This is a genomic window from Paucilactobacillus vaccinostercus DSM 20634, from assembly GCF_001436295.1.
Taxonomy (GTDB): domain Bacteria; phylum Bacillota; class Bacilli; order Lactobacillales; family Lactobacillaceae; genus Paucilactobacillus; species Paucilactobacillus vaccinostercus.
This window is the reverse complement of sequence record NZ_AYYY01000061.1, coordinates 41,978-53,173: the sequence shown is the minus strand read 5'-3', so window position 1 is coordinate 53,173 and position 11,196 is coordinate 41,978. Positions and strand designations below refer to the sequence as shown.

General features: G+C 36.4%; 7 protein-coding genes. 4 read left to right on the top strand and 3 right to left on the bottom strand.

Going from position 1 to position 11,196, the window contains the following annotated elements:
- Window positions 1–345 precede the first annotated feature (345 nt).
- Window positions 346–1,914 carry an MFS transporter gene (locus FC26_RS09140; RefSeq protein WP_057779869.1) on the bottom strand — a complete coding sequence of 523 codons (1,569 nt, stop codon included), beginning with the start codon at window positions 1,912–1,914 and terminating at the stop codon, window positions 346–348.
- Window positions 1,915–1,947: 33 nt separating this feature from the next.
- A complete protein-coding gene (locus FC26_RS09135) occupies window positions 1,948–4,416 on the bottom strand; it encodes a DUF5695 domain-containing protein (protein WP_057779867.1) in 2,469 nt (822 codons plus the stop codon).
- A gap of 132 nt (window positions 4,417–4,548) precedes the next feature.
- On the opposite strand from FC26_RS09135, the gene FC26_RS09130 reads away from it, so the two are divergent.
- Complete coding sequence (locus tag FC26_RS09130) at window positions 4,549–5,469, top strand: AraC family transcriptional regulator (protein WP_057779865.1); 921 nt, start codon at window positions 4,549–4,551, stop codon at window positions 5,467–5,469.
- Window positions 5,470–6,002: 533 nt separating this feature from the next.
- Here the strand turns inward: FC26_RS09130 and FC26_RS09125 are convergent.
- Window positions 6,003–6,956 (bottom strand): AraC family transcriptional regulator, encoded by a 954-nt coding sequence (locus FC26_RS09125; RefSeq protein ID WP_057779864.1) that lies wholly within the window; start codon window positions 6,954–6,956, stop codon window positions 6,003–6,005.
- Between the two features lie 296 nt (window positions 6,957–7,252).
- Here FC26_RS09125 and FC26_RS09120 point away from each other — a divergent pair, with 296 nt between their 5' ends.
- The 3 genes from FC26_RS09120 (at window position 7,253) to FC26_RS09110 (ending at window position 11,186) form a co-directional block, all read left to right on the top strand.
- A complete protein-coding gene (locus FC26_RS09120) occupies window positions 7,253–8,596 on the top strand; it encodes an MFS transporter (protein WP_057779862.1) in 1,344 nt (447 codons plus the stop codon).
- Window positions 8,597–8,611: 15 nt separating this feature from the next.
- Window positions 8,612–10,582 carry a glycoside hydrolase family 127 protein gene (locus FC26_RS09115; protein WP_057779859.1) on the top strand — a complete coding sequence of 657 codons (1,971 nt, stop codon included), beginning with the start codon at window positions 8,612–8,614 and terminating at the stop codon, window positions 10,580–10,582.
- Window positions 10,583–10,757: 175 nt separating this feature from the next.
- Window positions 10,758–11,186: a MarR family winged helix-turn-helix transcriptional regulator gene (locus FC26_RS09110; RefSeq protein WP_057779857.1), complete on the top strand. Its 429-nt coding sequence runs from the start codon at window positions 10,758–10,760 to the stop codon at window positions 11,184–11,186.
- Window positions 11,187–11,196: the final 10 nt, after the last annotated feature.

The window sequence follows — 11,196 nt, the reverse complement described above, 5'->3', positions numbered from 1 at the left end:
ATAAGAGTGAACAAAGTATTTTGATCATAATCTATGAATGATAAATATTTCGATTTATAAATCCCTTATTATTTCATAGCTAAACAATAGAAAGTAACTTTCCAACTAACACCATAGTATCAGAAAGCAAAATAGAGACTGATCAAAAACAAATGTTTTTGATCAGTCTTATTTTGCTTGATTTTAGAAATTTTTCAAAAATCAAGTACATCATTTAATTTCTTGATTCTCGCAACTTATAAATGGAAACAATGCTTTTTGATTTCTGCTATTTATTTTACCATAATTTAAAATTTTTTGTGTTTATCATTTTCAAAATCATCCATTAGGTACTGCAGGCGATTCTTATTTCCAGCCGGTAATTTTATCATAGTCCGTTCCAGTCAATTCCCATGTAACTGCCTTCACCTCAGCTGAGGCATCAGCCTTCACTCCACCATCTTGTAAACGTTTAACCTCTTGTCCGATTAAATCAAGTTTAGTCTTATCTGCCTTAAAAGTAAGTCCATTATACATGGCAATTAAGAAGAAAATACCAACACCAACACTAATCATTAGCGTTAAAACAAGTTTAACAGTTGGAGATTGATCAGCCGCTCCACTTGTACTACTTTTAAAACCAGATAACTGCAAAACGCCTTCACCGAGCAAGTTAGTGATGACAAACCCACCCTGCTCAAACAAACCGGCAAGTGATGAGAAGGTTCCTGCCCGACTCTTACCTGTTAATAATGTATCCAAAACCGGAAGTGATGGGAAGACCGTTCCTGGCAAGAAGCCATATAGCTGACCACCAAAGATATAGAACGTTTGAGCAACTAACAACCAGGTTACCAAGTGACCAGGCATCACAAATCCTAATATACCAAAACCTGTGCAAGCGATTAAAGCCATCCCATATGCAATTCCATACATATATCTTGGGGCATATTTATTGATTACGTACCCTGCTACAATCATGATGAAGATTCCAATAAAGGTGCTCAGTGACGATAGATAAGCAGTAACGGACGGATTTAATCCTAAAACATTCACAATAAAATAAGTTAAAATTAGTCCGTTTAAATTTCCTGCCATTTGGTCTGCACCATCAATAAATAAATGTTTACGGAAAGTTTTAATTTTAAAAATTTCCTGAAATTCTTTAAAAGTTGCTTTGAAATTTTGCCATCTGGATGCTGAAATATTACTTCCTTGTTTTTGATCTAGCTCCATTAGCGCAGCTTCATTTTTAGTAACAAAGTGCTCCCAAGTCGTGTAATACGTGATTAAGGCAAAGATAATACCAACAATTGATAAACCAATTTGCAAATACAGATAGATTTTAGGATCATCTTTTGGCCATGCTCCCAGTACTCGTGCAACAACAAAAGCAGCAATTGTGTTAAGCAATGCGGCTACAACTGCTCTAACTGTCCCCATTTTCGTTCGTACTTCAAACTGATCCGTCATTTCACTTGGAATTGTTGTCCATGGTAAATGAATAGTGTTGAAGAATGCCAATAAAACTGAGTACGTAATAAAGTAGTACCAAAAATTGAGACCTGCAATCGGAATAAACATTGCGTAAATAAAAAATGGAATTGTGGCAAGAATAAAAAAATGTCGTCGACCATATTTTCGACCAAATTTAAACCGATACAGTGAATCAGAAAAGTGACCAATCCATAGTGCAACACCTGAAGCTAATATCCGGCCAAAAACCAGTAAAAACGCTACTTGCATTGGTGTTAAACCACAAAATGATGTATAAAAAAACGAGATATATCCATAACAAATTAAACCAACTGCTGATCCTATGAAACTATACATCCCATAACCAGTTGAACGAAGAATTCCAATCTTGCCTCTTGGGGTGTAAATCTTTCGATTTCTGTATTCATTCCACCCATCATGTTTTTTTTGTGTATCCATTTACTGGATCCTCCTCATCAAAATCACAATTTTTTATTTAAGTTTTAAAACTACTTGTTGTTCTGTCAGATCAAATTCATACGCACCACGGTTAATATCATTTTGCGTGATTGGCACAAGATTATCAGACAATCTTAGACGATTCTTAATTGGATAAATTTCAGATTGTGCAAAAATTACTGTAATTTGTTGATCTCGAAGATGATAAATTATCTGCTTAATTGGCATTGTTTCCGACTTGATTTCAAAATCTGAAAACGCCGTATGCACAAATAACCGTTTCCTAAATGCGTCCGTTGGCTGATAAATCACTGAATCTTTCGTTTGACTTAACTGACCTCCAAACGAAATCCATCCTTTTTGATCATCTAAAAATGCGTATTGGCCGGCATCATGTGCATAACCATAAAAAGCCTGCCCATAGTCTGATGTATACGGCTCAAACCTCATTAATGTAGGGTCTGTTAAAAATGCCATTGCGCCAAAGCCATCTTGATCAATTGATGTTAATGGACTCGTGGATGCAGCGTAGCCGATACTCAATTCTCGTAAATCATCCGAATGTCGTCGCTTATAATCATCTAAAATTGGGATTGCATTCAAGCTAGCACCGTAATGATCGAATTCACGGGTTATTTTGAATAATTTACCGTACACAAAAGAGTCAAAGTACCGCCTAGCGGCACCGTTATATCCCCAATGTGGAATCAATGGAGTATATGCCAGAATTGCTTGAACTGTTTGATTTGCTTTGTTCGTATCACCAAAGTATGTACACCATGTATACACTTCTTCCTGGCCGGTCGAATCCCACGGCATTTCACTACCATATGGATACTGTAATTTTGACCAAATTTCGTAACGGTAGTGCATGTAATCTTCAAATTTAAGCCGTTCCTCTTGCCAACCTTCCTCTTTCAAACTTTCTAATATTAGTCTATGAACACTTCCTACCATCAATCCATATTGCTCTAACTGTAAAAACGCTGACTTACCACAAAAACGTTTCATCGCTAGGACTGTCTTATAGGCTTGACGCAAGTACCAATTCCACGAATGTGCCGTGACTAAACCAGCGTAATTACGAGCAAGTCGGTATAACGACCAGTAAATAGCTGCTTGGTGTGGATAATTATATGCCCGCCAAGTTTCTTCACTACGTGTTTTATTCCAGCTATAAATCGAATGATTATCGTTATAGTATAAGCTTGCCTTAATACTATAATCACTATTCTGCAAATTCCCCCATAAGACATCATCGACATATTTTTCTAAAAACTGAATCTGTTTACGATCTGGCATTAATTCGTTTTTCACAGCCATCAAAAGGTTAGGACCAGCACCGGCCTCATCAGAAACACCCGATATATATGAGCGTTCCTCCGATAAAACCTTTTGATTAGTATCTCTATCAAAAGTGATAAACGAATGCTCTCGTCCATACAAATCAGATTGATCAAGCCACTGATACTGCATGTGAAAATCAGATAATTTGGTAACACTTTTGATTGGTGAAGCGGTTACAAAATAATTGACAACCTGCTTTTGACCGTTTTGATATTCAATCGTCAGACGCACTGGGCCAAAGAAATTATTACTTCTATGCAGAACATATTCTTTATTCATTTCTCGTTCTGTTATAGTTATAGCCTGATGCGGAGTAACTTCAATGGATTTTACAGTGGACGCACTTTGAATATACAATTGTCCCGTTTCATTTCCATGAATCACGTACCCTGGAATTGCTGATACCGTTGGTAATCCATTTTCTATTAGTGTGTTCTCAGTTGCTTGAGCATCTGACATTGCGATGAATCGTAATGAATAAGTTAATGTTTCACCCGGTTTGATAAACGTAGAAGTCGCTTGGTTCCACTGTTGTTTAGAATTCCAAATTGTTCTATAATACGCCTTTGAGAATACGGTCCACTCATAAAAACCTTCAAAATGCACATCTTTAGTCGTTGCATCATCCGTTAATGGTCGGTATGCTTCAAATTGTGTATCCTTATCCGGTATAACTAGCAACGATGGTGATTGACCATTTAAACGAGATGCTTGTAAATACCCCGCATTCTTTCCAATATAAGGCTCAACAAATACACAATTATTATGGCTTTCATCCAAAGTATTGTCTGTAAATATCTGATTAAAGATCATTGCAAAACCTAAACCACCAATTTCGTAACTCTCTTTTGTATCGTTTTTAATTTTAACTGAAAACGACACACCACTTCCTACTTGGGACCACTCACGGTGCAACGTTAGGGGTAGCTCGTTAAGTTTTTGATCATCTTTTGTATTAAAAAATGACCAATTTTCATAGTTGTCTAATGATCGTAAGGCGATTTCAACATCGCCGAGTTGGTAAAATGAATTGCCAGCTCGTTTATGCTTAGCAGTACTTGTTCCAAAATCAAAAACTATTTCATCATTTTCATAGTTTAATTTTTTAAGAAGTGGTAATTCTTCGGAAATTTTTTCAAAAGTTAACCGTCCCATTTCATTGTCCTTCTAGTTTTTTATTATGTAAGATCTTACAAAACGAATTGTAAGCGTTTAATTTATTTAAGAAAACTCATCAATTCTGTTAAAAAGTGGACTTTTTCGTCTTATTTATAAGGAGGTATTGCCATGCTTTACGGAACCTACGACTTAATACGGCCACTTCATTTTATACAAAGTGGTCAATTTACTTATGGTGTTGGGTGGCAACATGCTCGATCAACTAGAAAGAAAGACACAGAACTGCTTATTGGAACTTCCAACGAAACTAACCTATCTGTTCAGGGACAAGTATTTATTCTTAAACCAGGAAGTTGTTTATCCGTTTTCCCAGGTGAAACAATCATTGGCACGAAACCCGCGGAAAAATCGGCCTCCTTCATTTGGTTACACTTTTTGAATCAGTCTTCTTTAAATTATACAAAAACATATCCTACGCAACTTGCAGAATATACGTCAGTATTGCCACGCTTTTTTCAGCTTAATCGACCAGAAAAAATAATTGCTCTAGCATCTCAATTACTCGATATCACACATAGTGAGTCAAGAGTCGTCAGCGAAGACTATGTAACTACACTCCTGGTGAGTGAAATTTCAACCGATTATTTGCATGGAATCAATCAAAAGCCTTACGATGAAGGACGCGTCAAACAAATTGAAGACTGGATCAATGCTAGTATATTTGACGACTTTAAAATCAGCGAAATTGCTGACCAGTTTAATATTTCACAGGACTACCTTTCACGATTATTTAAACGGACAACTGGCATCACTGTTAAAGACTACATCAATAAATCTCGGGTGGACTTTGCAAGATATTTTCTACTAACAACGGACTGGTCCATTAGTGAAATTGCTGATAAATGTGCTTTTAATGACTATAAATACTTCTTTAGAATTTTTAAGCACTATGTTAATTTAACTCCACTTAAATATCGAAATACTTTTACAAACACGTTCTTAAATAATCCTAAAGTTGATTTTGGTTTCGATGTTGGTAAAGTTGTATCATTGTTAGAAAAGGGGTTAGACACTTCAATTATCTATTAATTTCCAATATATTAGCTAATTCATCAATGAAATTGACTAAATAGTTAAAACGGTTACCGAATAGTAATTAATTGGTTAATATAAAATGCAAATCATGAATTATGCTAAAGCTAACCGTATCATCACAAAATATAGCTTATATTTTTTCAAATCAAAATAAGCTAGTACCACTAAATACGGTAAGAAATTTTCAGATTTCCATCAAATTAAACGCATTCGATTTCATGCAGGATAACTTCATTTCATCATTATATTTTTGTTGAGAATCTATTAATTGTAGGTATGCTATCACTAGGTAATTTGTGAATTAATTTAAATTTCGACGCGATGTAAAAAAATTAATTCCTCATAAATTTTTTCTTGAACATTAAAAGATCATTGATCTTAATCCCTTTTAAATTGACACTAAAAGGCTCATAAAAATACTATAAAATTCACGTTCAACCAATCAAAAATGGCCCGCTTATATCATATTAGTCTTGGTAACTAACCACTGTAATAAGGTCCTCAAGAAAATTCTTGAGGACCTTATTTTATTTATTTTTAGGAATTCTTCCAAAATCTGGTACATCGTTTAAATGTTTCGTAATCTCTTCTGGAATCGGTAGTACTGGACTGATAATTTGATTATTATGATAAATTTCATCAAACTGGGCCCGATACTTACTGGGGGTCATTCCACAAAATTGTTTAAACTGTCGCATAAATAATTTTTCATTTTCAAAATATGAACCGGCTGATATTTCTTTGATGGAAAGATTCGTTCGGACTAGCAACGCCTGTGCAGTTTGTATCTTCAGTTGCAATAAATATTTTTTAGGTGGTACCCCTGTGACTTTTTTAAACAATCTCGATAAATACTGTGGATTAAGCTGCACTTCCTCCGCCATATCAACAACACTTGGTGACTTATAGAGATTTGCTCTGATCCACTCTTTCAATCGATCAATTCTTTCAATATCACTAGTTTCATATGTAAGCTGATTAAGTGTCGATTTACTGATTTCCATTAAAATCATTGTCGAAAAGTAGTTAGCAATTTTTCTATCATAAACATTTTGCACATCACTATTTAATAATTGATGAATCAAAACGATTAGATGATCCAGATTAGTAAATCGAAATTGTCGCGGAATTACAAAGACCTTCGGGTTCTGTCTGTCAATTGCCAAAGATTCTAAGTTAGTATTTTCAAATACTTTCATATTTTCAGGAAGAATAAAGTGTAGCCAATAAAATTCAACATTTCCAGGTGATAATCTAGTTCCAGCCATCAATTTGTAGGGTGGGACGAATAATATGTCATTAGTATTTAAAGTATATTCAGTATCAACTAGTTTTATATAGAGTGGCCCCTGCGTGCAAATGATAAGTTCGTAATCTCCATGATGATACCGGGGACTATGTTTCCATCCTTTTTGTGCAGTAAATACACCTCCAACCATGAAGGTAACTGTATTATCGATATCAAACGTGTAATAATCCATAATATTATCCACCTTTATCTTTTAATCAAAGTCAAAAATATATACCTAAAATAACATATAGTATACTATATATAAAATTGTCCATTCAGATTAGCCGCCTTAAATACTTATATATCAGTATTTATAATGCTAATTCGCACTGTAAATAATTATAAAAATTAGTGAACTAATTATCGAAATGTCAAAAAAATATACTATTTTTTATATTTTAACAGTTTTTTTCACTTTTAGAAAGCGCCATCATAGGATACATAGAAAACGTTTTCTGACTACTATAAAAATTTGAAGGTGAAACTGTGTTTAAGAAAAATTGGAAATTTTTTAGTCCAGCAGGAATGGCTGCCGGACCCACACCAACTGTTGATCCAGATTCAATCTCCCCAGAAACCGGAAAACCATGGCCTAAATCTTTAGTATGGCGCTTCTTAATTGCTTTTGTTATTTTTGGTGTTTTAAACAATGCCGCATTTACATTAAATGGTGGTGTCCTATTACCACAACATATTAAAGATGTCGGCATCGCCAATCCGACTGCTGCTTATGGTGTTATTACATCAGTTACATCACTTGTATCATTATTTGTCGGATATATCTGGGGAACACTTTCGGATAAAACTAAGTCTCGTTTTGGTAAACGAACCCCTTGGATTTTCTGTGGTTCATTTGTCGCTGGTATTGGACTATATTCACTGGGAATTTTTGAATCAACGACCAGCCTGACATTCGCATATATTTTCAACACGCTGGGCCAAAATGCTATCCAAACCCCAATGTACGCATTTTTAGCTGATCGAGCACCCAAAAATGTTCGAGGCACACTTTCAGCTGGATTTGGTGCAACTGCCGTTGGGGCCCCAGTAGGACAATTTATCAGCTCTTACTTCCTTGGTCAGTCTTATCAAAGCGTTGGCTTTATCGTAGGTGGAATTTTAATCGCCACATCCGGTCTAATCGTTTTGCTTATCACCCCTCGGGAAAAATCCTCTAAAGGTACAGCATCTGCAGAAAATGAATCGGTTTTAGATGTAATTTCAACGTTACTACCACCTAGCATAAAGGGAGCCCACGATTTCTATAAAGCTTGCGCCGGCCGATTTCTTATGGTGACCAGCTATACAATGATCGCTCAATATCTTCTTTACATTCTTGAAAATCATCTCAATCTTTCGACTTTAGCTGCTGCCCGAGCAATGAATAAATTGTCTATGTTCACCCTCGTTGTTTCTCTGATTGGCCTTGCTTTTTCTGGTCCTCTTTCAGACCACTTAAAAGCTCGTAAAATTCCAGTCGCATTTGGCGGATTATTTATGATGTTTGGTGCAGTTTCTGCACTACTATTTAAATCAGTAAATGGAGTAATTGGTTATGTCGTACTAGCTGGTTTAGGATATGGGATTTATCTTGCTGTGGATATGGCACTGAATATTGATGTTATTCCTGAAACAGCACGTATAAATGATACTACTGGAAAATATGTTGGTTTTGGCAACCTGACAAACACCGCCGGTCAAATGATTGCTCCCGCAGCAACATCGATGATTGTCACGGCAACTGGTAGCTACTCGATAGTATTTACTGGATCAATTGCAACAACCATTATTGGTATACTATTTATTCTTTGGATTAAACACGTTAAATAAAGGAGAATTTACTCAATGCAAGATCAAAATTTAAAATTAAATCACTCAAACATTACTTCAAATTTTTGGAAGCGATACCGTGATCTGATGGCAAATGATTCAATTCCATTTCAATGGGATATGATTAATGACAACAACGAAGTCGAAGTAACCAATGACCCCTTTGCAGCTGGCGGTTCAGCTGATAAAAGTCACGCAATTGCCAATTTAAAAATTGCAGCCGGTCAAGTGGATGGTGAGTTTTTTGGAATGGATTTTCAAGATACTGACGTCTATAAATGGCTAGAATCTGCAGCCTATGTCTTAAACTATGCTCCTAGCGCTAAATTACAAAAAGAAGCCGATTCAGTTGTTGATCTAATTGCTGATGCACAGGAAGATGATGGCTACTTATCAACCATGTTCCAAATCGAAATGCCCGAAAGAAAGTTCAAACGACTTCAGCAGTCTCATGAATTGTATTCAATGGGGCATTATATTGAAGCAGGTGTTGCTTACTATTCTGTCACGGGTAACCAAAAAGCATTGGATATTGCTAAAAAAATGGCCGATTGCATTGATAATCATTTTGGTACCACTGAGGATAAGATTCCTGGCATCCCTGGTCATCCCGAAATTGAACTTGCACTTGCACGGTTGTATGAAGCAACTCATGAACAAAAGTATTTAGATCTTGCACAATATTTTATTAAACAACGTGGCCAAGATACTGAATTCTTTGAAAAACAAAACAAAGCCGATGGCATCGATCGCGACTTCTTCCCTGGTTTAGGGACGATTGGAAATCGTTACTATTTCGCAGACAAACCTGTCACTGAACAAACAGATGCTCATGGTCATGCAGTTCGAGTTCTTTATTTCTGTACCGGCTTAGCTCATGTTGCACGTTTAACCAACGACAAGGAACTAAAAGACGCCGCAGACCGACTATGGCAAGATATTATTAAGAAACAGTTATATATCACCGGTAATGTCGGTCAGACCACCCATGGCGAAGCATTCACATACGATTACGATTTACCAAATGATACTGACTATGGGGAAACCTGTGCTTCCGTTGCAATGGTATTTTTTGCCAAACAAATGCTAGAAACACACATGGATGGGCAATATGGCGATATTATAGAAAAAGAACTATTTAATGGCGCTTTAAGTGGCATTGCGCTCGATGGTAAACACTACTTTTACGTCAATCCACTAGAGGCAGATCCTAAAGCTAGTCGTGGCAACCAAGGTAAAAATCATATTAATACACGGCGCTCGTCATGGTTTGCATGTGCTTGTTGTCCCTCAAATATTACACGTCTCATTGCCTCCGTCGATAAATATTTGTACGAAGTAAAGGATCATACCATTCTTTCTCATCAATTTATTGCTAACAACACCAGCTTTGAAAACGGCATTGAAATTAAGCTAGACAGTAATTATCCATGGGATGGCAACATTAAATATACAATTTCTAATCCCAACAAGACTCAATTCAAATTTGGAATTCGGATTCCAAGCTGGACACTCAATTCATATGAAGTTACCATTGCCGGAAAATCAGTAAAAACTGATTTAATCGATCAAATCCTATATCTTCCTATCGAAGATGAAACAGTTGAAATATCAGTTCAATTCAATATGGCAGCACATTTAATCAGTACCAGTACTCTCGTTAAGGACAATGTTGGTAAAGTTGCTGTTCAACGAGGCCCTATTGTTTATTGTGCTGAAGAATCAGATAATGCAAGCCCTCTCTGGTTATACAAACTCGATTCAAAACCTGCATTCAAGTACGAGTTCCAAGATAATTTATTGGACGGAGTTGGTGTCTTAGAAACTAACGATGTTAAAAAACTAGAAAAAAATAGTTCAACTGATGAGCTCTACACCTTTGACAAAGAAAAAGTAGTAAAGAAATCACATCTAAAACTGATTCCTTACTATGCATGGGCAAATCGAGAAGAAGGCCAAATGACTGTGTGGTTACATCAATCGTAATTTCCCTAGTTCAAAATGAATTAAATTTTAATTGGTAATACAAATGGCTAAAAGGATGTTGCAAGCATGCAACGTCTTTTTTTGACTATTCCTATCTGATCAATCACCCCTTGCCAATTAGCCATTCAATGCGTTATACTCATTTTAATCGTGCACGACTAATAAGGAGAAATCTATGACCACACATGTTAATCTGGCAAACCAGCTATGTTTTAGCGTCTATAATGTTAACCGTTTATTCAACAAGTTCTATCAAGATGCCTTAGCAGCTTACGGTTTAACCTATCCACAATACTTACTACTTACTGTGTTATGGAACCATGATCACCGAGAATTACGCGAACTAGGCTCAGAACTGAAACTCAACTCCAACACCCTGACACCGTTGGTCAAGCGCCTAGAAGAACGCGGCTGGGTGCAACGAATCCATCCCGCAGACGATAAGCGTCGTTTAATTGTCAGCCTGACCACCCACGCCAAGGACAGTGAAACATCGATCCAGTCCGCACTGGCCGAATGCCTAGGAAAATATCATCTTACCGCAGAGGACTACGAACAGGCCCTCACGTTGAATCAGAAGTTAATCGCCGCTATGGAAGGATGAGCGGTTTTCT

Bases quoted from the DNA above. Each gene is read 5' to 3' on its own strand.
- FC26_RS09135 (WP_057779867.1), bottom strand. From the start codon at position 4,416: ATGGGACGGTTAACTTTTGAAAAAATTTCCGAAGAATTACCACTTCTT.
- FC26_RS09125 (WP_057779864.1), bottom strand. From the start codon at position 6,956: ATGGATTATTACACGTTTGATATCGATAATACAGTTACCTTCATGGTT.
- FC26_RS09130 (WP_057779865.1), top strand. From the start codon at position 4,549: ATGCTTTACGGAACCTACGACTTAATACGGCCACTTCATTTTATACAA.
- FC26_RS09140 (WP_057779869.1), bottom strand. From the start codon at position 1,914: ATGGATACACAAAAAAAACATGATGGGTGGAATGAATACAGAAATCGA.
- FC26_RS09110 (WP_057779857.1), top strand. From the start codon at position 10,758: ATGACCACACATGTTAATCTGGCAAACCAGCTATGTTTTAGCGTCTAT.
- FC26_RS09115 (WP_057779859.1), top strand. From the start codon at position 8,612: ATGCAAGATCAAAATTTAAAATTAAATCACTCAAACATTACTTCAAAT.